The organism is Burkholderia cepacia (genome assembly GCF_029962485.1).
GTDB lineage: Bacteria > Pseudomonadota > Gammaproteobacteria > Burkholderiales > Burkholderiaceae > Burkholderia.
On sequence record NZ_CP073638.1, the window covers coordinates 815,665 to 836,677 of the forward strand.

Below are 21,013 nucleotides of genomic sequence, written 5' to 3' on the forward strand. Positions count from 1 at the left end.
ATTGAATGACCGCCAGTGGAACCCCGACGCGTGACGCCCGAGGGCCCACGCGCCTCCAGACCATGTTACGCCAGCCGCTCGCGGCTGGCGTCGTTGCGCTATGCGCCGGCGCCGTGCTGTCGCTCGGCGTCGCGCTGCTCGTGCGCGAGCAGTGGCAAGGCGCCGTCCATACGCGCTTCGAACGCCGCACGACGCACGTGACCGCGATGCTGCGGCACGAGTTGCAGACCGGCGTTGCCGTGCTCGAAGGCGCGCGCGGCGCGTTCGGTCTCGTCCCGGACATGACGCCCGAACAATGGCGCCGGTATGCGGAGACGCTCGATCTCGACAGCGCCCGCTCGCCGGTCCGGCAGATCGGCTATGCGCCGCTGTCGCCGGCCGCACGCGGCGGGCTCGCCGGCGCGAAGCCGCTGCCGGCCGGTCCGCTTGCGACCGCGGCGCTCAGCGCGCCCGCCTCGAACTCGCCGGTCGTCCGCTTCGGCGTATCCGACGCGGCGCCGCTGACGCGCGCGCTGCAGACCGGTGACATCGCACTCGGCGTCCACCCGGCCGACGACGATACCTCCCGCGACGCCCGCACGCTGACGCTGTTCCTGCCCGTGACCCTGTCGCCGAATGCGGCCGTCACGCCGTCCGGCACGCGTGAAGCCGGCGTCGACGGGGTGCTGTTCGCGGCGCTGAGCCCGCGGCGCCTGGTCGAGCGCGCGCTCGACGCGGAACGCGGAATCGACCTGTGGATGACGGCCGGCGGCGATCCGCGCGCGATCGTCAGCGTCGAGTCGACGACCGACGAAGCGTCGGCATCGCCCGACCTGATGCGACGCACCGACGTGCTGAATTTCGGCGGCACCGCGCTGACGCTCGCCTATTCCGCGGACGGCCGCCCGAGCGCGACCGGTGCGCAGCGCGCGGCCGGCACCGTGCTTGCCGCGGGGCTGATCGCGTCGTTCGCCTTCGCGGCGCTCGTCCATGCGCTGCAGCGCCGCCGGTCCGGCGCGACTGCCGATGCCGGCGCGAGCAGCCGCGGCATCCTCAACGAGGCGCGGATGATGGGCATCATCCGTTCGTCAATGGAAGCGATCATCACGATCGACGAGAAGCAGACGGTCGTGATCTTCAATCCGATGGCCGAGCAGGTGTTCGGCGTGTCCGCGATGGAGGCGATCGGCGCGCCGCTGTCGCGCTTCATCCCCGAGCGGTTCCGCGCCGCGCACGCGAAGCACGTCGACCAGTTCGGCGTGACGGGCGTGTCCGAGCGGCAGATGGGCCGTCAGCGCGTACTGTTCGGGCTGCGCGCCAACGGCGAGGAATTCCCGATCGAGGCGTCGATCTCGCAGATCCGCGACGCGTCGGGCAAGCTCTACACCGTGATGCTGCGCGACATCACCGAACGGTTGCGCGCCGAGAACGCGTTGAAGCAGTCGCGCGAGGAGTTGCGCGAACTGTCGGCGAACCTGCAGAACGTGCGCGAAGAAGAAAAAACGCGGATCGCGCGCGAACTGCACGACGACCTCGGCCAGCAGCTCACCGCGCTGAAGATGGACCTGTCGGTCGTCGAGCAGCAGCTGCGCGTGCCCGGCCGCGCGCAGCCCGACGAGGACGTGCAGACGCACCTGCAGGGCATGCGGCGGCTGATCGATGCGACGGTCGCATCGGTGCGGCGCATCGCGGCCGACCTGCGCCCGGTGATGCTCGACGATCTCGGCCTCGTTCCCGCGATCGAATGGCTCGCGAACGATTTCACGAACCGCTACGGGATCGATGTCGAGCGTCACATCGAAACGGGCGGCCTCTCGTTCACCAGCGCGGGCGCGACCACGCTGTTCCGCATCGTCCAGGAAGCGCTGACGAACGTCGCACGCCATGCGGATGCGACGCGCGTCGCGCTGCGGCTCGACATCGAGGAAGGCTTCTGCGTGCTGCGCGTCGCGGACAACGGCCGCGGCGCGGCGCCCGGCGGTCCGGCCCACGAGGACAAATCGTTCGGCCTGATCGGCATTCGCGAACGCGCACACATGCTCGGCGGCACCGTGACGATCGACACCGCGCTCGCGCGCGGCTTCTCGATTACCGTCGCATTCCCGCTCAGTACCGTTCAACAGGAAACGCTCATCACATGATCAAGGTGCTCATCGCCGACGACCATACGCTCGTACGCGACGGTCTGCGGCACATCCTCCAGAACGCCACCGGATTCGAGGTGGCCGGCGAAGCCTGCGACGGCCCGTCGACGATCGCGCTCGTGCGCTCGACACCCGCGCAGGTGCTCGTGCTCGACCTGTCGATGCCGGGCCGCAACGGCGTCGAACTGATCAAGCAGATCAAGGACGAGAAGCCCGCGCTGCGCGTGCTCGTGCTGACGATGCACGCGGAACAGCAATACGCGGTGCGTGCGTTCCGCGCAGGCGCGTCCGGCTATCTGACGAAGGAAAGCGCGAGCGCCGAACTGGTCGGCGCGGTGACGAAGGTCGCGTCGGGCGGCGTCTACGTGAGCCTTGCGATGGCCGAGCAGTTCGCGCAGAGCCTGAACGAGCCGGCCGAGACGCTGCCGCACCAGCGGCTGTCCGATCGCGAATTCGACGTGTTCCGGCGGATCGCGGCCGGCCAGACGCTGACCGAAATCGCGAATGCGCTGTGCGTGAGCGCCAAGACCGTCAGCACCTACAAGACGCGGATCCTGGAAAAGATGCAGATGCCGCACGAAGCCGCGCTGGTGCGGTACGCGATGCGGCACAAGCTGCTCGACGAAACGGACGACGTATAACCGAATGGCGTGCCTGGCCGGCCGTGTGACGCGCGGCCGGTTGAATGGCGCGTGACGTTTACTTGCCTGGCACCGGGCACGCCAGGTCGCCTTCCTCGCAGGACAGATAGCCCTTCAGCGTTTCGGTGCGCACTTTCGTCAGATCGTCGAGGCAGGTCGAGACGACCATCGGGTACGCACTGCCGCCCTCGGCATTCGCGCTCGAGAAACCGCATTCGGCATCGCGGTACGCAATCCATGCACGCTGCGCATTCACGAGCTTGTCGGCCAGCGGCCGCGCATCGTGCAGGCGCGCGGTGACGGCCTGGTAGGTACGGTTCAGTTCCCCGTCGGATTTCTTGTACGCGCGATCGGCACATGCCGTCATCGCCGCCTGATCCGTCGCGTCCGCACAATTCGTCTGCGCATGGGCGACGTTTGCCAGCAGCGCCAGCGAGCACAGCAGACCGGTCAAGACACGCATGGATGCTCCTTGTTGTTCGTTGAAATGCGGAACCCGGTGCCGGGCCGGTTGCCCTGCCGCGCCTCGGCGCGCGGCGACACCGTCCGCGATGCTAGCGCACGCGCGGACGCTTGTCAGCCGGCGCCTTGCATATCGCCCCCGCACGCCTACACTGGAAAATCGATACGCCGTTTCAGGCCGCGCTATCGCATCCATCCCGTCTTCGCTTCCGCCGCATTCCTCAGCGCATTTCGCGTTCGCGACGCCGAGCGGGCATGACGTTTCGTCAGCCGGTTTCCTCCGCCCAGCACAACGCGCAAGCGCCGTCGCTCACCTGGAGGAAATCATGAGCTATCACCTTGAAGGCCGTCTGCTCGAGGTCTGCAACTGTCGCGTACTGTGCCCGTGCTGGATCGGCGAGGATCCGGATTTCGGCGTCTGCGACACCATCGTCGCGTGGCATGTCGACAAGGGCACGGTCGACGGTATCGACGTCGGCGGCAACACGATCGCCGCCGTATGCCGCGTGCCGGGCAACATCCTGCAAGGCAACTGGACGGCCGCGATCTACGTCAGCGACACGGCGTCGGAGGCGCAGGAGCAGGCGCTGCTCAAGGTCTATACGGGCCAGGCCGGCGGCCCGATCGCCGAGCTTGCGAAACTGATCGGCAAGGTCGTGTCGGTCGAACGCGCGCCGATCAGGTTCGATGTCGTCGGCGCCCGCGGCACGCTGTCGATCGGCACCGACTACCACGCGGAACTCGAACCCTACCTCGGCCCGAGCGGCGCGCAGACGACGCTGGCCGACACCGTGTTCTCGACGGTGCCCGGCGCACCCGTATTCGTCGGCAAGGCGCCGGTCTACCGGTCGAAGAACGCGGCGATCGGCATCGACGTCGATCTGAAGGATCACAACGCGTTGCAGAGCACGTTCCTGTTCGACGCATGAATCGCGACCGCACGTAAACGACCATGGCCGCGCGGTTGCACCGGCGCCTGTTTCCGTTCGTGCTCGCGAGTCTCGTCGGGTTCGCGTGGGTCACGCTGTGGGCGTGGACGCGCAGCCCGTACGGGCGCTATCTCGAGCACGGCGACGACGCGGCGTCCTTGCCGTTCAGCACGCTGTGCCGCGCGCTGCCGGGTGGCGCGCTGTGGCTGCCGGCCGCGTTCGACGCGGCAGCCTGGACGCTGATGATCCTCGCGATGATGCTGCCGACCACGCTGACGCTGTTCGACACGTTCGCGCGCGTCGTGTCGGATCGCCCCGACCGCGCGTGGCTGCTCGCCCTCGTCGGTCTCGGCTACATCTCCGCATGGAGCGGCTTCGGTCTCGTCGCGCACGGACTGCACGCGCTGCTGCTGACGGGCGTTGCGCACGTGCCGGCGCTTGCGTGGCGCGGTTGGTTGATCGGCGCGGCCGTCTTCGCGCTCGCCGGCGCGTTTCAGTTCAGCGGATTGAAGGCACGCTGCCTCGAGCGTTGCCGCACGCCGCTCGGTTTCGTGATCGGCCATTGGCGCGGGCGTGCGCCGCTGCGACACGCGTTCTCGCTGGGCGCCAGCCACGGGCTGTTCTGCATCGGGTGCTGCTGGGCGCTGATGCTGCTGATGTTCGTCGTCGGCGCCGGCAGCCTCGGCTGGATGCTGGCGCTCGCCGCGCTGATGGCCATCGAAAAGAATGCCGTGTGGGGGCGGCTGCTCACCGCGCCGCTCGGTGCCGCGCTGTTCGGCGCGGCCGTGCTGATCGTCGCCGGTCACGCGTGAGGCTCGCCATGCGCCCGCCCGCTTCCGCCCTCGCGTCGCATGTGCGGCCGGGCGCGCGCGTCGCCGCGCTGACGTCGGTCGCGATGCTTGCGTTCGCATCGAACTCGCTGCTGTGCCGGCTCGCGCTGCAGGCCGGCCGGATCGACGCGGCCAGCTTCGGCAGCGTGCGCCTCGTGTCGGGCGCGCTGATGCTCGCGCTCGTTGCGCGCGCGGGTGCGCGGCGGTCCGCCCAGCCGGCGGACTGGCCCGCGGCAGTCATGCTGTTCGCGTATGTCGCTTGCTTCTCGTTCGCGTACCTGACCGTCAGCGCCGCCACCGGCGCGCTGATCCTGTTCGGCGCGGTGCAGTTGACGATGTTCGCGGCCGGATGGCACGCCGGCGAACGGTTTGCTCCCGCCGGCTGGGCCGGGTTCGGCGCGGCGCTGGCCGGGTTGCTGTATCTCGTCTCACCGGGGCTGGCCGCTCCGACGCCGAGCGGCGCCGCGCTGATGACGGTCGCCGGCATTGCATGGGGCATCTATTCGATACGCGGCCGTCGGACGACCGACCCGGTCGCGGCGACCGCCGGCAATTTCATGCGGGCCGCGCCGCTGGCGCTCGTGTTGAGCGCCGTGCTTGCCGCCCGCACTCACCTGACGCCGGCCGGCATCGTGCTCGCCGTGCTGTCCGGCGCGCTGACGTCCGGGATCGGCTACGTGATCTGGTACGCCGCGCTGCGATACCTGACCGCGATGCGCGCCGCGGCGGTCCAGTTGTCGGTGCCGCCGATCGCCGCATGCGGCGCGGTGCTGTTCCTGTCGGAACAGCCGACCTGGCGGCTCGCGCTCGCGTCGGCTGCCATTCTCGGCGGTGTCGCCGCCGTGCTCGCGAGCCGGGCCCGCCACGCCGATGCCGGATCGTGATGCCGACCGGCCGCGCAAATGCAAAACCCGCGCACGGCGGCTACCGTGCGCGGGTTCAGGGGAAGCGACGAGCCGGGCACCCTTGCGGGTGCCTGCCGGCTTAGTGGCCGAAGTACACCGACGAACGATCGGCGGCGGCCGGCACGACCACGCGCTGGCCCGACTGCGACGTGGCGGCGGCATTCGCGCCGTAGCCCGTTGCGTCAGCTTGTGCGCCGGTGTTCTGTGCGGCGGCGATCTTGGCCTGGGCGGCCTGGATGTTTTCCGGGTAGTTCATCCAGTCGTTCGGGTTGTAGCCGGCCTTTTCGAGCTGGACCAGCTCGGCGCGCACTTGCGCGCGCGTCAGCGGCTGCTGGTTCGATTGGGCGAACGAGACGATCGGTGCGGCCACCAGGGCGGCCAGTGCAACTGCCTTGATCAGCGATTTCATGATGCGTTACCTCCAGGATTGTTTTGTCAGGCGCTTCGGACTCGAGGTCGTTGCGCATGAGTAGAAGTCTAGGAGGCGCGACTATCAGGGTAAATACTTAAATCGCAAATTCACTGTTGACGGAAACCGTACAATCTCGCGGGAATAAGCCGAATCATCAGATGATTATCGGCGTTCGCGCGCCAAATATGCGGTCCCTGCGGCGTGTCAGCGCAGGTGATCGGTATCCGCCGATGCCATCAGCCGGTCGAACAGCAGCGCCTTCAGGCGGACCAGATCGCCATCGGCGGTTTCGCCGAACGCCGCGTGATGCAGCGTCAGCGCCGGCGCTGACGGATCGGCATGCACGGCGCGCACCGTGCCGTCCAGCGCCAGCAACTCGACGCGTCCGCCCGTTTCGAACGGAAGCAGCACGCGCAGTGGCTCGCCGGTTGCCGCGATCGGCCGGTCGACGGCAATCGACAGTCCGCTCAGGCTGATGTCGTGCACCATCCCGATGCCTTCCGCCCCTTCGGCTCCGCCGGCACAACACGCCGCGATCCGCACCCGTATGCGCGGTTCCGCGCGCGTGCGCAGCCGGTCGACGAAGCCGGGCGGCGACAGGATCATGAACGGTGCGGCACCCGATGCCTGTACCGCCTCGACCGTCGCGCCGAAACGGGACACCGCGGCACGGCCGATCGCGACCGCCTCGATGTCGTCGCCGCGCGCGAATTCGAGCACGGCCGCCTGCTGCGGTTCGACGAACAGCGCGCCCGACGCAGCGACGCCGATCAGCCGGCAGCGCTGCAACGCGCGAGTCGTGCCGACCCGGCGGCGGATGCCGATCGCGGCGCCCGCCGACAGCCCCATGCGCGTGGCCGGCGGCACCGTGCCCTGCGCGCGCGGGTCGGCTTGCGCGTCATCGCGTCGGCGTACGGGCCGGAAATGGTCGAACAGGAACGCATGCTGCGCGGCGTCGCGCAGCGTCGTGCCGGCCGGCAGCAACGCCGCGCCGTCGGCATCATAGAGATCGAAGCCGAGAGGAACGCCGGCGGTGAGATCGTCGCGCGCGAGCGCGACGTAGTCGGTGGGAAGCCGCATCGGAGAGGCGCGGAGCGACCGCGCGAGCTGTCTTGACAACTTGATTACGGCAGCATCGCGCGAAATCTGAACGGTTACGTTACTGCGACGCGCCGGTCGCGTCGGGAGTGGACGGCGCGGGAGGCTGGACCGGCGCGGCGGGCGGCGCTGCGCCGATGCCCGCGCTACTGCCGCTCGTCACGCTGGCGCTCGCTGGCGGCTGCGCGGGTTGCGGTTGCGAGGCGCCCGCCGACAAGGCGGCGGCCGATGCGGCCACTTCGGATGCCGGTACCCACTCCTCGACGATACCGCCGGACGCGGCTTCGGGCGCCGACGTGGCCGACGCGTCCGATGCCGCGCCTTCGTCGACCTCGGGCGGGCGCTCGATTCGCTGCGTCCTGACGGACGCGGGCGCCTTCTTCGGTTCGGGCGGGAACCACGTGTCGAACAGGTCCGTCACGCGCTCGCGCAGCGATGCGAACCAGCCGGGCGACGGCTCGGTGTCGAATTTCGCCTTCGAGTCGACGATCCGGGCACGTTGCGCGCGCTGGAAGAAATCGCCGACGATCGGCAGCGCGCTGTGCGCGCCCTGCCCCCAGTAATCGCTACGCAGCGTCACGCGGCCGTCGTCGAAGCCGACCCACGCGCCGGCAACGAGGCCCGGCTGCATCAGGATGAACCAGCCGTCCGCGTTGTCTTGCGTCGTGCCGGTCTTGCCGGCCACGTCGCCGCGGATCCCGAAACGCGTGCGGATGCTGCCGCCGGTGCCGCGCGTGACGACGTCGCGCATCACCCCGAGCAGCGTCTTGTCGGTTTCGGCGTCGAGCGCGCGCTCGGGCGGCGCCGGCGCGTATTCGGCGAGCACCTCGCCCTGGCGGTTCTCGATGCGCGTGACCATCTGCGGCTCGACGTACAGCCCGCCGTTCGCGATCGTCGCGTACGACGCGACCATCTCCTTCAGCGTGACGGGGCTCGTGCCGAGCGCAAGCGACGGTACGCGTTCGAGCGGGCTTTCGCGCACGCCCATGTCGCGCGCGAGCCGTGCGACGGCGGCCGGCCCGACCTTCTCCATCACCTGCGCGGTGATCCGGTTGCGCGACAGCGCGATCGCGTCGCGCAGCGTCATCGGCTTGCCGGTCGGCGGCACGTCGTCGTTCGGCCGCCAGATCTCGCCGCCCTTCAGCGGGATCTCGACCGGCTGGTCGATGAACGTGTCGTCCGGCTTCATCCCGTTCGCGAACGCGACGCCATAGACGAACGGCTTGAACGTCGAGCCCGGCTGACGTCGCGCCTGCGCGACGTGGTCGAACGGCTCGTTGGTGAAATCGCGGCTACCGACCCACGCACGGATCTGCCCATTGCGCGGATCGATCGCGAGGAAGCCGGCCTGCACGTCGGTCTTCGCCTTGCACAGCGCACGCATGAAGCCGCGGTCCGCCGCAAGCAGCTTCATCGCGGCCGCGTCGTCCTTGCCGGCATCCTGCGCGGCCTTGTACTCGGGCGACTCGCGCATGAAGGTGCGGAACACTTCGTTGTCGGTGCCGCAGCCGTCGCGGCCGCTCCACGCGTTGTTCGCGATGCCCTGCAGCTGGTTGCCCTGCAGCGTGAGCGCCTGTGTCGCCATCTGCTGCAGCCGCGAGTCGATCGTCGTGCGCACGATCAGCCCGTCCGAATAGATGTTGTAGTCGTTGCGGTCGGCCCATGCGATCAGCCACTTGCGCAACTGCTGCGCGAAGTGCGGCGCCGGCCCCGGCGGCTCCTTCTGGCGCTCGAAGTCGATGCGCAGCGGGCGGCGCTGCAATTGCGCGAACTGCGCGGGCGACAGCTTGCCGTACTTCACCATCTGGCCGAGCACCGTATTGCGCCGCTGCAGCGCGCGCTCGGGGTTCAGCACCGGGTTGTAATAGCTGTTGCCCTTCAGCATTCCGACGAGCGTCGCGCTGTCGAGCACGTCGAGTTCGTCGGCGGACTTGTCGAAATAGGTGCGCGCGGCCATCTCGACGCCGTACGCGTTGTACAGGAACGGCACCGTGTTCAGGTAGGTCTCGAGGATCTGGTCCTTGCTGTAAACCGCCTCGATCTTCAGCGCGGTAATTGCCTCCTTCACCTTGCGCGTGAGCGTCGGCGCGCGGCCGATCTCGTCCGGATACAGGTTGCGGGCGAGCTGCTGCGTGATCGTCGAGCCGCCCTGGCGGCTGCCCGAGAAGGTATGGAGCGCGGCCGACGCCGTGCGCTTCCAGTCGAGGCCGTGATGCTCGTAGAAGCGGTGATCCTCGGTCGCGATCAGCGCGTCGACCATGTGAGGCGAGATCTGCTTGAGCGGCACCCACTCGCGGTTCGACGGCTTGAATTCGGCCAGCAGCTTGCCGTCGGCGGACAGCACTTGTGCGGGCTGGTCGACGCGCGCCTTGCGGATGTCGCCGATGCCCGGCGTGAACGGAATCAGCACGACCACGTACACCGCGAACAGCGCCGGCACGGCGGCAGCCGTGAGCAGCACGCCGCGGCGCGTCGGATGACGGACATGGTGCCACGCGGTGGCGGCGAGAGGCTTGACCCGCGCGACGGCGGCAGCCGCGACGGGTTGGGCGCGCGCGACCCATCTGGCACAGAAGGCACGCACTGACGACACGTTTCGGCGATTCACGCGGGTGGAGCTCGACTGAAAAGGGTGCATCGTACCAAACTCGCGCGGCCTGCCGGCCCGCGGCGGCGTTGCGCCGGCATGCACCGCATGGCCTTGCCCGCGTTTCGCACGCAAAAAAGGCGCGTGCCCCGTAACGGGAACGACGCGCCAAACCTGGTACTACAACCGGGAAACCGCGCGAGGGCGGCCGATCGGCGCCGCTGCTCAGCGCACGAGGAATCCATAAGTGAGCGGATCGCGTTCGTCGACGATCCAGTTCGCGAACCCGCAGATATGCGCGCTGCCTTCCACTTCCGGAATCACGGCCGGAATGTCGCCGACCGTCGTTTCGCGCAGCACGCGCCCCTTGAAGACCGTGCCGACGATCGATTCGTTGACGAGCGTGTCGCCGGCCGCGAGCAGCCCGCGCTGGTACAGCTGCGCGACGCGCCCGCCGGTGCCGGAGCCCGTGGGCGAACGGTCGACCTCGCGATCCGCGAACACGCAGCAGTTTGCCTGCGTCGAGCCCGGATGGCGCGGCGCGTTCGCGATGATCGTGCCGTAGATGTGGTTGATTTCCGGAATCTCCGGATGCACGACCGGGTACTTCGCGTTCGCGGCGGCCTTCACTTCCGCGCCGAACCGGATCAGTTTCTCGACGGCCGACTCGCGTACCGGCAGGTCGAACGGCGCGCCGTCGACGTAGAAATAAAACGCGCCGCCGTACGCGATGTCGCCGGTCACGGTGCCGAACGACGGCGTCTCGACCGACACGTCGCGCTGCCAGATGAACGACGGCACGTTGACGAAGCGCACCGGGCCCGCATGCTCGCCGTCCCACTTGACGAACGCCTCGATGAAGCCGCACGGCGCGTCGATGCCGACCCGCGTTTCCGGCACCGTGCGCTGCACCCAGCCGAGCTCGACGGCGGCGGTCGACAGCGCGATCACGCCGTGCCCGCAATGGTCGCTGTAGCCTTCGTTGTGCAGGAAGATCACGCCGAAATCGGCATTCGGCGAGACCGGCTCGGTCAGGTAGCCGCCGTACATGTCGGCGTGGCCACGCGGTTCGAACATCAGCGCGCGGCGGATCTCGTCGGCGTTCTCCTTGAGCCACGCGCGGCGCTGGACGATCGTGTCGCCCGGCAGTCTCGGCAGCCCGCTCGTGACGATGCGGAACGCTTCGCCGCCCGTATGGACTTCGACGGTGGAAAGGGATCGGGAAATTTTCATGTCGAATCGGATGCGTTGAAACGAAGGACGGCGGTCGCGCCGCCGTCCGGTGACAGGCTGGTGTGGCGATTACTTCGAATACGGCTCCGGCAGGCCGTTGCGGATCACGTAGACGGTCGTCGGCGCGCCCTTCAGGTCGCCGTTTGCGTCGAACGAATAGGTGCCCGCGACGCCCGCGTAGTTCGACTTCGCGAGTTGCGCGATCAGCTTCGCCTTGTCGGTGGTCGTGCCGGCCTTGACCATCGCGTCGGCGAGCAGCTTCATCCCGTCGTAGTAGTTGACGCCGTAGACCTGCGTATCGGTGTGATACGTGTCGTGGTACTTCTTCAGGAACTCGCGGCCGGCCGCCGTCTTCTCGAGCGCGACACCGCCCTGCGCGCAGTAGACGATCGATGCCGCGTCGCCCGCGACCTTGCCCATGTCGGCCGAGCAGATGCCGTCGCCGCCGAGCAGCTTCGCACGCAGCCCGCGCTGCTTCATCTGCTTGGCCATCGGCGCGCCTTGCGCCGCATAGCCGCCGAGGAAGATCACGTCGGGGTTGCTGGCCTTGATCTTGGTGAGAATGCCGAGGAAATCGGTGGCCGACGAGCTTGTGTATTCCTGGTCGACGATCTTGATTCCGTTCGCCTTCGCGACGCTCATGAACTGCTCGGCGACGCCCTGCCCGTACGCGGTGCGATCGTCGATCACGGCGGCGGTCTTCGCATTCAGCGTCTTCGCGGCAAACGTGGCCATCGTGCCGCCGAGCTGTTCGTCGCTCGCGCCGATCCGGAAGATGTTCTTGAAGCCCTGCTTCGTCAGCGCCGGGTTCGACGCGACCGGCAGGATCGGCACGCCGGCAGTCGAATACACGCGCGACGCGGGAATCGCGACGCCCGAGTTGTACGGTCCGAGCACCGCGACGACGCCCTTGTCGACGAGGTTCTGCGCGACCTGCACGCCGGCTTTCGGGTCGGCCTGGTCGTCGTCGGAAACCAGTTTGAACGTGACGGTCTTGCCGGCGACCTTGATGCCGGCCTTGTTGAGTTCGTCGACGGCGAGGCGCGCGCCGTTTTCATTGTCCTTGCCGTTCGCGGCCTGCGGGCCCGTCAGCGGCGCCGAATGGCCGATCATCACGACTTCCTGCGCGTGGGCGGAAGTCAGCGCACCGGCGGCGATGGCCACCGAGAGCGCGGTAACGAGGTGTCGCATGATGTCTCCTGATTGGTTTTGTGTGAAACCAATGTAGGACACGCGTGGTCACCATGCAAGCAATTTCAAAATAAAATCTTCGATTCTGGTCAATTTTCAGACCAGAACGACGCTGACGCGGTCACTTCGGCGTGATGTCGCGCCGCACACGGCGGATGTGCTGCTCGACATAGAACGCCGCCGCATCGGCGTCGCCCGACACGATCGCCTCGTAAATCAACCGGTGCTCGGACACGTAAAGCCGGATCCGGCCCGCGTCGTAGATGCCGTCGTCCTTCAGGCGTTTCCACAACGGCTGGTCCATCGTCTTCGCGACTTCGTCCGCGATCTTCACGATCAGCGCGTCGCCGGTCATCAACGCGAGCTGCCGATGGAACAGCCGGTCGCTCTCGTTCCACAGCGCGCGCTGATGCGGATCGTCGACGTCGGTGATGGTTTCCATTTGCGCCAGATAACGTTCGGCGCCGGGATCGGCCCGGCCGTGCCCGGCCGCGAGACGCGCGATCGCGGGCTCGAGGATCAACCGCACGTCGAGGGTCGACGTCGGGCTGAAATCGGCTTCGGACGCGTTGTGCGTGTCGCCGCGCTCGGCGAGCACGTCGAGCGGCGAGGCGACGACGTAGGTGCCCGAATTGCGCTTGGTGAACACGAGCCCCTCGTTCTGCAGCGCGCCGAGCGCCTCGCGCACGGCCGGCCGGCCGACCTGGAACAGCCCCGCGAGCTCGCGCTCGGACGGCAGCCGCGACTCGGCGGCATAGCGCCCCGCGCGGATCTCGTCGCGAATCTTCTCGGCTACCTGTTCGTAGATCTGCAGCGGCTTGAAACCGCCTTCGAGCAAGTCGGGACGCGCGGACATCATCGTGTGGCTCCTGCCCGGTCGCGGGCGTGAATCTGGAATGGGTTCGCACTATACCGGAGCGCGCCGGCATCGAGGCCATGGCGGCCCTTCTGGACAGATATTAGAACCAAAACCGGCGGCGTGCTTTATTTTCTGGGTTGCAGGTGCGCCAGAAAGTGGTATAGATTCGATCCACGCTGCCCTGTGTCACGGTATCCGGCAACCCTGTGGCGGGCGCGGCATGCGCCCGTCGTCCACGCTCACGACGCATACGACGCACACGATGACTGCCCTTTCCCCGATTCCCGTTTTCGATGCGGCCGACACGGCCGCGCTGCTCGACTACCCGGCGCTGCTCGCCACACTCAGACAAACCGTCGCCGAGTATGCGGCGGGCGAGATTGTCAGCCCCGAGCGCCTGGTCGTGCCGCTGCAGGGCGGCGGCGTGATGCTGTCGATGCCGTCGAGCGCGCGCGACCTCGCGAGCCACAAGCTCGTGAACGTCTGCCCCGGCAACGGTGCGCGCGGGCTGCCGACGATTCTCGGCCAGGTCACCGCGTACGACGCGCACACGGGCGAGATGCGCTTCGTGCTCGACGGCCCGACGGTCACCGGACGTCGCACGGCGGCCATCACCGCGCTCGGCATCCAGGCGCTGCATGGCGCCGCGCCGCACGACATCCTGCTGATCGGCACCGGCAAGCAGGCGGCCAATCACGCGGAAGCGCTCGCGGCGATCTTCCCCGAAGCGCGCCTTCACGTGCGCGGCACGAACGCCGACAGCGCGGCCGCCTTCTGCGCGGCGAACCGCGCGCACGCGCCGCGGCTCGTGCCGCTCGACGGCGACGCGATTCCCGACGCGATCGATGTCGTCGTCACGCTGACGACGAGCCGCACGCCCGTCTACCGGGAAGCCGCACGCGAAGGCCGGCTCGTGGTCGGCGTCGGCGCGTTCACCGCCGATGCCGCCGAAATCGACGCGAACACGGTGCACGGCAGCCGGCTCGTCGTCGACGATCCGGCCGGCGCGCGCCACGAGGCCGGCGACCTGATCGTCGCGCAGGTCGACTGGCAGCACGTCGCGTCGCTCGCCGACGTGCTGAACGGCACCTTCACGCGCGGCGGGCCGCTGCTGTTCAAGAGCGTCGGCTGTGCCGCGTGGGATCTCGCCGCCTGCCGCACGGCGCGCGATACGCTCGCGGCGCGCAAGGCCGGCTGACCGGGCGCCGAAGCCCTTCAGCCACTTACGCGGCATCGCAACATCGGAGCCGCTCCGGCGGTTTCCCGGACGCGTTGTAGGAAACGCCCTACAACGCGTCGAAGCGGCCTACACAAACTTCCAATTCGGCCGATTTCAATTTCGGCGGCGCAACACGATACTGCCGGCATGAATGCCAGCCTGTCACCCGCCGCGCTCAGGGTGTTTCTCGTCGATCACGCCGTCGCCGTCCGGCAGCGCATCGCGCTGCTCGTCGGCGCGATCCGCGGCGTCGCCGTCGTGGGCGAAGCGGAAGACGGCCAGGACGCGTGGACGCATATCCGCAGCAGCCAGGCGGATGTCGTGATCGTCGACGTGCGGCTCGCGGACGGCAGCGGCCTCGACCTGATCGGGATGTTGTCCAAGGTCGCGCCGCGCATCGTCACGATCGTGCTGACGAATCATTCGGCGCCGGCATTCAGAGAGGCATGCGCGACGGCGGGAGCCGACTACTTCTTCGACAAGACCGTCGAATTCGACGCTGCATGCCGTGTCATCGAATCCCTGGTGCACGCTCGCGTGCACCGCCCCTGACGAGCCGGAGTGACTTATGTCCACAGCCACCGCCTGCGCCGCCGACGTCTCCGTCGTACCCCGGCCAACGATTCCGCTGCGTGCGGTCGCGCGCGCCGACGCCGCCAAACATCCGGCCGCACGCTGCTCGGCCTGCGCGATGCGCTCGATGTGCCTGCCGCCGCACCTGACGGCCGCCGAATACGGCCGTCTCGACTCGATCATCTGCACGACCCGGCACGTTCGCCAGGGTGATGCGCTGTTTCGCATCGACGATCCGTTCCAGAGCATCTATGCGGTGCGCGCGGGTTCGTTCAAGACGGTGATGATGCATCGCGACGGCCGCGAGCATGTGACGGGCTTCCAGATCGCCGGCGAAACGCTCGGCATGGACGGCATCGGCGGCGGACAGCATTGCTGCGACGCGATCGCGCTGGAAGACAGCGTCGTGTGCATCATCCCGTTCGGCGCGCTCGAAGCGGCGTGCCGCGAGATGAAGCCGATGCAGCATTTCCTCTACCAGATGCTGAGCAGCGAGATCGTGCGCGAATCGAGCCAGATGCTGCTGCTCGGCACGATGTCGGCCGAACAGCGCGTGGCGCATTTCCTGCTGAACCTGTCGTCCCGTTTCGAGGCGCGCGGCTATTCGGCAACCGAATTCAACCTGCGGATGACGCGCGAGGAAATCGGCTGCTATCTCGGGATGAAGCTCGAAACCGTCAGCCGGATGTTCTCGCGGTTCCATCGCGAAGCGCTGGTCGAAACGCGCGGCAAGCGCGTACGCATCATCGACGCGCAGGCGCTCGCGCAGGTCTGACGCGCGCCGCCGGATCAGCCGCGCAGCGCCACCCTTTCGCCGCTCGCCTGCCACGCGATCAGTGCCTGTTCGGCCTGTGCGAAGGCACGGCGCAGCGCGTCGTCGACGTCATCGCCGACGCACGGCGGCAGCGGCCTGAGCGCCGCGTCGTGCATCACCAGGTCGAGCCGCACGTCGTACAGCCGCGCGCCATCGATCGCCGCGCGCGATTCGATCGCGAGGTGGCAGCCGTCGATCAGCGCGCGGAACCGTTCGAGCCGCACCAGCTGCGCGCCGGCCTCGGCTTCGACCGCGGCGGTCCTCGTAAATCCACGGCAGGCGATCTGCATGCCCACGCCCATGTCCGACTCTCCTGACGGCGCCGCCCGCTCGTCGACCGCCTTGCTTGCGCCGCCCGCATCACGATGCGGCGGCATGCGTTTCCCGTGGCGGGGCGCGACTCTGCGATCGCTGCCCGGCCGACCATCCTCCCGCGCCGTGCCGGGCGCGGGGCTGCTCATACGTTGAACACCTGCGACGTCTTCATCTCGATCCATGTCATGCCGGCGCGCAGCCCTTCGATCATGGCCTCGCGCTCGGTCGGATACGCATGGCTGTGCTCGAACGTATGATGAAACCGCGCGGCGCCGACGCCATGCTCGACGGACACGCGGCAGCGGAACTCGCCCGATTCGCACGGGCGCGTCTCGACTTCGACCGACCAGTCGCGTTCGTGAATGTTGCCCTGCAGTGTCATGCACCCTCCTGCGATATCAGTCTTCGAGCCGGAAGTGACCGCTATGCAGCAGCACCGGCCGGCCGCCGATTTCCTCGAGCATCCGCCGAGCCATCGCCTCGATCGCCGACCGGTGCCCGTCGAACGCGGCCAGCAGGTCGCGTTCGAGCAGCGACCGTGCGCCGAAATGGTCTTCCAGCGCCTCGGCCGTGACCGCGCACTGTACGCAACGCCCGTCGACCAGCGCCGAAAACGCGACGACCAGATCGCGCGCGCAATATTCGGGCGGCTCGGACGGAAAAGTAATGTGCATCTGTCGGCCTGTCATCGTCGTGATGGCTCCATGACGAGAGCATAGTGGCGCGCGCGGCCGCGCGCTTGACCCACGTCAAGCGGTTCGCTGCGCCGCACGATCAGGATGCTGCCGCGCGACGCGGCTTCAGCCCGCGTCGGGCTCGATCGCCGCACCGCGCTCCACGAGCAGCTCGCGCAGCACGCTGCGGTGGCAATGGCGCTCGTCGTCGCAATAGCAGCCGATCGAGAACGCCGTGGTGGCCGACAGCGCCGCCAGCAGGTCCAGCACCTTCGCCGGATCGCCATGCGCCATCTCCGCGCGGAAGTGGCGCTTGAACGCATTCCATTCGGCGTCGGTTTTGGCGGCCTGTGCCTGGGCAACGAGTTCGGCGCTCGGCGACAGCGTCGGCAACCATACATCATAGTAGTTGCGCGACGCGAATTCCGCCTTCGGTACGCCACGCGGCGGCCGCCGCACCGTGCCGATCCGCAGGCCCTCGCCGGCCGCGCGCGGCGTGCCGAGCTGGATGATCCGGATGCCCATGTCTCTCCCTTCTTGTTGTGTCGGATGCCGTGATCGTACCGCTGCAAGCGCGCACGCGTCTGTCGTCCAGCGCACGTTGCCGCCGCGCAAGAAAAAACCGGCTGCTCCCGCGACGGGAAACAGCCGGTTCATCCAGCATCGTTCGGTGCGCGCCGGGGCGCGCGTCGATCAGACGCCGCTCTTCAGCACCTTGCCGATCGCATCCGCGACGATGCCGACATTCGAATCATTCAGGCCCGCCACGCACATCCGGCCCGAGCGCAGGATGTACACGCCGTGCACTTCGCGCAGCGCGTCGACCTGCGATTCGGTCAGGCCCGTGTACGTGAACATCCCGCGCTGCTTCACGTAGCGCGTGAGCGCCTCGCCGCTGACATGGTCGCGCAGGCCGTCATGGATCGACTGGCGCATCCGCGCGATGCGGCGGCACATCGCCGACAGTTCCTCTTCCCACTGCTTGCGCAGCGCCGGCGTGCCGAGCACGGCCGCGACGACCTTCGCGCCGTAGGTCTGCGGGTTGCTGTAGTTCGAGCGCACCGCGCCGGCCAGCTGGCCGAGCACGCGATCGGCCGCGGCCGCATCCTCGCAGACGACGCTCAGGCCGCCCACGCGCTCACCATACAGCGAGAAGTTCTTCGAGAACGAGTTCGCGACGAGTGCCGGCACGCCGCGGCGGGCCAGTTCGCGCACCGCGAACGCGTCCGCGTCGAGGCCCGCGCCGAAGCCCTGATACGCCATGTCGACGAACGGCAGCAGCCCGCGCGCCTCGATCACGTCGATCAGCTTCTCCCACTGGCCTTCGTCGAGGTCGACGCCGGTCGGGTTATGGCAGCACGCATGCAGCAGCACGATGCTGCGCGCCGGCAGCGCGTCGATCGCCGCAAGCATCGCGTCGAACTTCAGGCCGCCCGTCGCCTCGTCGTAGTACGGGTACGTGTTCACCGTGAAGCCGGCGCGCTCGAAGATGAAGCGGTGGTTTTCCCAGCTCGGATCGCTGAGCCACACCTGCGCATCGGGGAAATAGCGCTTCAGGAAATCGGCGCCGACCTTCAGCGCGCCCGAGCCGCCGAGCGTCTGCAGCGTCGCGATGCGGCCGGCCGCGCGGGCCGGGTGATCGGCACCGAACACGAGCGATTGCACGGCGTCGCGATACGCGGCCAGGCCGACCATCGGCAGGTACGGCTTCGGGCCGCTGTCGCGCTGCAGCGTGGTTTCGGCTTCGCGCACGGCGCCCATCACCGGAATCCGGCCTTCGGCGTCGAAATAGATCCCGATGCTCAGGTTGACCTTCTGGTCGCGCGGATCTTTCTGGAAATTCTCGTTCAGCGTCAGGATCGGGTCGCCCGGGTACGCGTCGATGTGTTCGAACATGGCTATGTCGGTCTCGTTTGGAAGAATGATCGGTCGTGGCCTGCGTCAGCGTGCGGATGCGCCGTCGCGCACCGCATAGCCTGCATTCTTCTGACGGAAGCGATACCCGACCGCGAGCACCGCGAGCCATACCGGGATCAGGTACACCGACAGGCGGAGATCCGGCGTCAGGTACATCACGACGAGAATGCCGGCCATGAATGCCAGGCACAGGTAATTCGTGAAAGGATAGCCCAGACTGCGGAAGGAAGTCTCCTCTCCGGCCGCGCGCTTGGCCTGACGGAACTTCAGGTGGATCAGCGTGATCATCGCCCAGTTGATGATCAGCGCCGACACGACGAGGCCCATCAGCACCTCGAACGCCTTGCCCGGCATGAAGTAATTGACCAGCACGCACGCGCCGGTCGCGAGCGCCGACGCGCCGAGCGCGGCGAGCGGAATGCCGCGCTTGTTCACCGAGCACAGCACCTTCGGCGCATTGCCCTGACGCGCGAGGCCGAACAGCATCCGGCTGTTGCTGTATACGCCGCTGTTGTAGACCGACAGCGCGGCCGTCAGCACGACAACGTTCAGCACGTTGGCCACCACGTTGCTGCTCAGCGCGTGGAAGATCAGCACGAACGGGCTGCCGCCGGTGACGACCTTTTCCCACGGATACAGCGACAGCAGGACCGCGAGCGCGCCGATGTAGAAAATCAGGATGCGGTAGATCACCTGGTTGGTCGCGCGCGGAATGCTGCGCTTCGGATCGTCGGCCTCGGCCGCGGTGATGCCGATCAGCTCCAGCCCGCCGAACGAGAACATGATGGCGGCCATCGACATCACGAGCCCCGACACGCCGTTCGGGAAGAAGCCGCCGTGTTGCCACAGGTTCCGGACGCTCGCCTCCGGCCCCGCATGGCCGCTCGCGAGCAGCCAGCCGCCGAAGCCGATCATGCCGACGATCGCGGCGACCTTGATGATCGAGAACCAGAATTCCGTCTCGCCGTACGACTTCACGCTCGCCAGGTTGAGCAGGTTGATCGCGACGAAGAACACCAGCGCCGACACCCAGGTCGGCACGCCCGGCCACCAGTACTGCACGTAGATCCCGACGGCCGACAGCTCGGCCATGCTGACGAGGATGTACAACACCCAGTAGTTCCAGCCCGACAGGAAGCCGGTGAAGTGGCCGACGTACTTGTTGGCGAAGTAGCTGAACGAGCCGGCGACGGGCTCGTCGACGACCATCTCGCCGAGCTGGCGCATGATGAAGAACGCGACGATGCCGGCCACCGCGTAGCCGAGCAGCACGGACGGGCCGGCCATCTTGATCGTCTGCGCGATGCCGAGGAACAGCCCCGTGCCGAGCGCACCGCCGAGCGCAATCAGCTGGATGTGCCGGTTCTTCAGCCCGCGCTTCAGGCCGTCGCTCTCGTTTCCAGAAACCATGTCTTCTCCACTCTGTCCGCCTCCGCCTGCAGCGGGGTGCGGCGCGCCTCGGTGTGCCGGGCGCTGTTTTACTGTGCCGGCGGCCGTTCGTGGAGCCGCCGGGTTGGGGGACTGCAATCCTCGCGTGGCGGCGCCCGATTAGCGTCAGCGTGCCCGCCAGACCGGCCGCCGACCTCGCCGCATCCGCATTGCTGCGGCCGCACACGAAAACCCGGCGTCAGTGTAGCGTCGCGACGGCGAAATCGGGTTTCGTAACCCGTTCATGCAAACCCTACATTATGAGATAAGATTGCATCCAGGAGACAGATGAGGAAATAAAAATGCATGAACCGGTTCTGGATCGCCTCGATCGCCACTTGCTTTCGATCCTGCAGGAGAACGGCCGCGCGTCGAACCTCGATCTGGCGAAGGCCGTCGGCCTGTCGCCCGCGCAGACACTACGCCGCCACCGGCGGCTGGAGGAGATCGGCGCGATCCGCCGCTATGAAACCCGGCTGTGCCCCGACACGCTTGGCTTTGGCGTCACCGCTTTCGTGCACGTGACGATGGAGCGCGGCCATATCCGCGACCTGTCGAAGTTCCAGAAACTCGTGTCGGATCTCGCGCAGATCCAGGAATGTTTCTCGGTGACGGGCGATATCGACTACGTGTTGAAGGTCGTCGCGCGCGACCTGAAGGGGCTGTCCACTTTTCTGCTCGAAACGCTGATGCGGATTCCCGGCGTGAGCGGCGTGCATTCCAGCGTGTGCCTCGACGAGATCAAGTGCACGAGTGCGATGCCGGTGGAAAGCTGACCCGGCGAGCGACACGCCCGGCACATC

General features: G+C 67.8%; 22 protein-coding genes. 9 read left to right on the top strand and 13 right to left on the bottom strand.

Features of this window, described 5'->3' with window-relative positions; genetic code table 11:
* The first annotated feature begins 5 nt into the window (after positions 1-5).
* The gene (locus tag KEC55_RS20100; protein ID WP_282510012.1) at positions 6-2,120 is read left to right on the top strand and encodes a PAS domain S-box protein; all 2,115 of its coding nucleotides are present in this window, start codon (positions 6-8) and stop codon (positions 2,118-2,120) included.
* Complete coding sequence (locus tag KEC55_RS20105) at positions 2,117-2,764, top strand: response regulator (RefSeq protein ID WP_176045354.1); 648 nt, start codon at positions 2,117-2,119, stop codon at positions 2,762-2,764. Before KEC55_RS20100 ends, KEC55_RS20105 begins: the two co-directional genes overlap by 4 nt.
* A 58-nt stretch (positions 2,765-2,822) precedes the next feature.
* On the opposite strand, the gene KEC55_RS20110 is transcribed toward KEC55_RS20105, so the two are convergent.
* Positions 2,823-3,227, bottom strand: coding sequence for a lysozyme inhibitor LprI family protein (locus tag KEC55_RS20110; RefSeq protein WP_282510015.1), 405 nt, complete (start codon positions 3,225-3,227; stop codon positions 2,823-2,825).
* A 325-nt stretch (positions 3,228-3,552) separates the two neighbouring features.
* Here KEC55_RS20110 and KEC55_RS20115 point away from each other — a divergent pair, with 325 nt between their 5' ends.
* The 3 genes from KEC55_RS20115 to KEC55_RS20125 are packed head-to-tail and all read left to right on the top strand — an operon-like array spanning position 3,553 to position 5,869.
* Complete coding sequence (locus KEC55_RS20115) at positions 3,553-4,155, top strand: DUF1326 domain-containing protein (protein WP_176045352.1); 603 nt, start codon at positions 3,553-3,555, stop codon at positions 4,153-4,155.
* Positions 4,156-4,178: 23 nt separating this feature from the next.
* A complete protein-coding gene (locus KEC55_RS20120; protein ID WP_282510019.1) occupies positions 4,179-4,967 on the top strand; it encodes a DUF2182 domain-containing protein in 789 nt (262 codons plus the stop codon).
* Positions 4,968-4,975: 8 nt separating this feature from the next.
* On the top strand, positions 4,976-5,869 hold the full coding sequence (locus tag KEC55_RS20125; RefSeq protein ID WP_282510021.1) for a DMT family transporter: 894 nt from the start codon (positions 4,976-4,978) through the stop codon (positions 5,867-5,869).
* Between the two features lie 100 nt (positions 5,870-5,969).
* On the opposite strand, the gene KEC55_RS20130 is transcribed toward KEC55_RS20125, so the two are convergent.
* The 6 genes from KEC55_RS20130 to KEC55_RS20155 form a co-directional block, all read right to left on the bottom strand.
* A complete protein-coding gene (locus KEC55_RS20130) occupies positions 5,970-6,299 on the bottom strand; it encodes a DUF4148 domain-containing protein (protein WP_282510023.1) in 330 nt (109 codons plus the stop codon).
* Positions 6,300-6,506: 207 nt separating this feature from the next.
* Positions 6,507-7,382 carry a PilZ domain-containing protein gene (locus KEC55_RS20135; protein ID WP_282510025.1) on the bottom strand — a complete coding sequence of 292 codons (876 nt, stop codon included), beginning with the start codon at positions 7,380-7,382 and terminating at the stop codon, positions 6,507-6,509.
* A 79-nt stretch (positions 7,383-7,461) separates the two neighbouring features.
* The gene (locus KEC55_RS20140; RefSeq protein ID WP_282510027.1) at positions 7,462-10,038 is read right to left on the bottom strand and encodes a penicillin-binding protein 1A; all 2,577 of its coding nucleotides are present in this window, start codon (positions 10,036-10,038) and stop codon (positions 7,462-7,464) included.
* A gap of 174 nt (positions 10,039-10,212) precedes the next feature.
* The gene (lhpH, locus tag KEC55_RS20145) at positions 10,213-11,220 is read right to left on the bottom strand and encodes a trans-3-hydroxy-L-proline dehydratase (RefSeq protein WP_282510029.1); all 1,008 of its coding nucleotides are present in this window, start codon (positions 11,218-11,220) and stop codon (positions 10,213-10,215) included.
* 69 nt (positions 11,221-11,289) lie between these two features.
* A complete protein-coding gene (locus tag KEC55_RS20150) occupies positions 11,290-12,411 on the bottom strand; it encodes a branched-chain amino acid ABC transporter substrate-binding protein (protein WP_282510031.1) in 1,122 nt (373 codons plus the stop codon).
* A 121-nt stretch (positions 12,412-12,532) separates the two neighbouring features.
* Positions 12,533-13,270, bottom strand: coding sequence for a FadR/GntR family transcriptional regulator (locus KEC55_RS20155; protein ID WP_282510033.1), 738 nt, complete (start codon positions 13,268-13,270; stop codon positions 12,533-12,535).
* Between the two features lie 262 nt (positions 13,271-13,532).
* Here KEC55_RS20155 and lhpI point away from each other — a divergent pair, with 262 nt between their 5' ends.
* From lhpI to KEC55_RS20170, 3 genes are all read left to right on the top strand, one after another.
* Positions 13,533-14,468, top strand: coding sequence for a bifunctional Delta(1)-pyrroline-2-carboxylate/Delta(1)-piperideine-2-carboxylate reductase (lhpI, locus tag KEC55_RS20160; RefSeq protein WP_282510035.1), 936 nt, complete (start codon positions 13,533-13,535; stop codon positions 14,466-14,468).
* A 168-nt stretch (positions 14,469-14,636) separates the two neighbouring features.
* Complete coding sequence (locus KEC55_RS20165; protein WP_282510037.1) at positions 14,637-15,041, top strand: response regulator transcription factor; 405 nt, start codon at positions 14,637-14,639, stop codon at positions 15,039-15,041.
* A 16-nt stretch (positions 15,042-15,057) separates the two neighbouring features.
* Positions 15,058-15,837 carry a helix-turn-helix domain-containing protein gene (locus tag KEC55_RS20170; RefSeq protein ID WP_282510038.1) on the top strand — a complete coding sequence of 260 codons (780 nt, stop codon included), beginning with the start codon at positions 15,058-15,060 and terminating at the stop codon, positions 15,835-15,837.
* A gap of 14 nt (positions 15,838-15,851) precedes the next feature.
* Here KEC55_RS20170 and KEC55_RS20175 read toward each other — a convergent pair whose 3' ends face one another.
* The 6 genes from KEC55_RS20175 to KEC55_RS20200 form a co-directional block, all read right to left on the bottom strand.
* The gene (locus KEC55_RS20175) at positions 15,852-16,178 is read right to left on the bottom strand and encodes a metal ABC transporter ATPase (protein WP_282511355.1); all 327 of its coding nucleotides are present in this window, start codon (positions 16,176-16,178) and stop codon (positions 15,852-15,854) included.
* 155 nt (positions 16,179-16,333) lie between these two features.
* Positions 16,334-16,573: a hypothetical protein gene (locus tag KEC55_RS20180; RefSeq protein ID WP_059240619.1), complete on the bottom strand. Its 240-nt coding sequence runs from the start codon at positions 16,571-16,573 to the stop codon at positions 16,334-16,336.
* A 16-nt stretch (positions 16,574-16,589) separates the two neighbouring features.
* Positions 16,590-16,880 (bottom strand): DUF1488 domain-containing protein, encoded by a 291-nt coding sequence (locus tag KEC55_RS20185; protein ID WP_282510041.1) that lies wholly within the window; start codon positions 16,878-16,880, stop codon positions 16,590-16,592.
* A 111-nt stretch (positions 16,881-16,991) separates the two neighbouring features.
* Positions 16,992-17,390 (bottom strand): DUF488 domain-containing protein, encoded by a 399-nt coding sequence (locus KEC55_RS20190; RefSeq protein ID WP_282510043.1) that lies wholly within the window; start codon positions 17,388-17,390, stop codon positions 16,992-16,994.
* 168 nt (positions 17,391-17,558) lie between these two features.
* Positions 17,559-18,761: an amino acid aminotransferase gene (locus tag KEC55_RS20195; RefSeq protein WP_176045338.1), complete on the bottom strand. Its 1,203-nt coding sequence runs from the start codon at positions 18,759-18,761 to the stop codon at positions 17,559-17,561.
* A gap of 45 nt (positions 18,762-18,806) precedes the next feature.
* Positions 18,807-20,192: an amino acid permease gene (locus KEC55_RS20200; protein WP_282510045.1), complete on the bottom strand. Its 1,386-nt coding sequence runs from the start codon at positions 20,190-20,192 to the stop codon at positions 18,807-18,809.
* Positions 20,193-20,512: 320 nt separating this feature from the next.
* Here KEC55_RS20200 and KEC55_RS20205 point away from each other — a divergent pair, with 320 nt between their 5' ends.
* Complete coding sequence (locus KEC55_RS20205) at positions 20,513-20,986, top strand: Lrp/AsnC family transcriptional regulator (RefSeq protein WP_282510047.1); 474 nt, start codon at positions 20,513-20,515, stop codon at positions 20,984-20,986.
* Positions 20,987-21,013: the final 27 nt, after the last annotated feature.

Coding starts and splice junctions, on each gene's coding strand:
- KEC55_RS20100 (WP_282510012.1), top strand. CDS start 6: ATGACCGCCAGTGGAACCCCGACGCGTGACGCCCGAGGGCCCACGCGC.
- KEC55_RS20105 (WP_176045354.1), top strand. CDS start 2,117: ATGATCAAGGTGCTCATCGCCGACGACCATACGCTCGTACGCGACGGT.
- KEC55_RS20110 (WP_282510015.1), bottom strand. CDS start 3,227: ATGCGTGTCTTGACCGGTCTGCTGTGCTCGCTGGCGCTGCTGGCAAAC.
- KEC55_RS20115 (WP_176045352.1), top strand. CDS start 3,553: ATGAGCTATCACCTTGAAGGCCGTCTGCTCGAGGTCTGCAACTGTCGC.
- KEC55_RS20120 (WP_282510019.1), top strand. CDS start 4,179: ATGGCCGCGCGGTTGCACCGGCGCCTGTTTCCGTTCGTGCTCGCGAGT.
- KEC55_RS20125 (WP_282510021.1), top strand. CDS start 4,976: ATGCGCCCGCCCGCTTCCGCCCTCGCGTCGCATGTGCGGCCGGGCGCG.
- KEC55_RS20130 (WP_282510023.1), bottom strand. CDS start 6,299: ATGAAATCGCTGATCAAGGCAGTTGCACTGGCCGCCCTGGTGGCCGCA.
- KEC55_RS20135 (WP_282510025.1), bottom strand. CDS start 7,382: ATGCGGCTTCCCACCGACTACGTCGCGCTCGCGCGCGACGATCTCACC.
- KEC55_RS20140 (WP_282510027.1), bottom strand. CDS start 10,038: ATGCACCCTTTTCAGTCGAGCTCCACCCGCGTGAATCGCCGAAACGTG.
- lhpH (WP_282510029.1), bottom strand. CDS start 11,220: ATGAAAATTTCCCGATCCCTTTCCACCGTCGAAGTCCATACGGGCGGC.
- KEC55_RS20150 (WP_282510031.1), bottom strand. CDS start 12,411: ATGCGACACCTCGTTACCGCGCTCTCGGTGGCCATCGCCGCCGGTGCG.
- KEC55_RS20155 (WP_282510033.1), bottom strand. CDS start 13,270: ATGATGTCCGCGCGTCCCGACTTGCTCGAAGGCGGTTTCAAGCCGCTG.
- lhpI (WP_282510035.1), top strand. CDS start 13,533: ATGACTGCCCTTTCCCCGATTCCCGTTTTCGATGCGGCCGACACGGCC.
- KEC55_RS20165 (WP_282510037.1), top strand. CDS start 14,637: ATGAATGCCAGCCTGTCACCCGCCGCGCTCAGGGTGTTTCTCGTCGAT.
- KEC55_RS20170 (WP_282510038.1), top strand. CDS start 15,058: ATGTCCACAGCCACCGCCTGCGCCGCCGACGTCTCCGTCGTACCCCGG.
- KEC55_RS20175 (WP_282511355.1), bottom strand. CDS start 16,178: ATGGGCGTGGGCATGCAGATCGCCTGCCGTGGATTTACGAGGACCGCC.
- KEC55_RS20180 (WP_059240619.1), bottom strand. CDS start 16,573: ATGACACTGCAGGGCAACATTCACGAACGCGACTGGTCGGTCGAAGTC.
- KEC55_RS20185 (WP_282510041.1), bottom strand. CDS start 16,880: ATGACAGGCCGACAGATGCACATTACTTTTCCGTCCGAGCCGCCCGAA.
- KEC55_RS20190 (WP_282510043.1), bottom strand. CDS start 17,390: ATGGGCATCCGGATCATCCAGCTCGGCACGCCGCGCGCGGCCGGCGAG.
- KEC55_RS20195 (WP_176045338.1), bottom strand. CDS start 18,761: ATGTTCGAACACATCGACGCGTACCCGGGCGACCCGATCCTGACGCTG.
- KEC55_RS20200 (WP_282510045.1), bottom strand. CDS start 20,192: ATGGTTTCTGGAAACGAGAGCGACGGCCTGAAGCGCGGGCTGAAGAAC.
- KEC55_RS20205 (WP_282510047.1), top strand. CDS start 20,513: ATGCATGAACCGGTTCTGGATCGCCTCGATCGCCACTTGCTTTCGATC.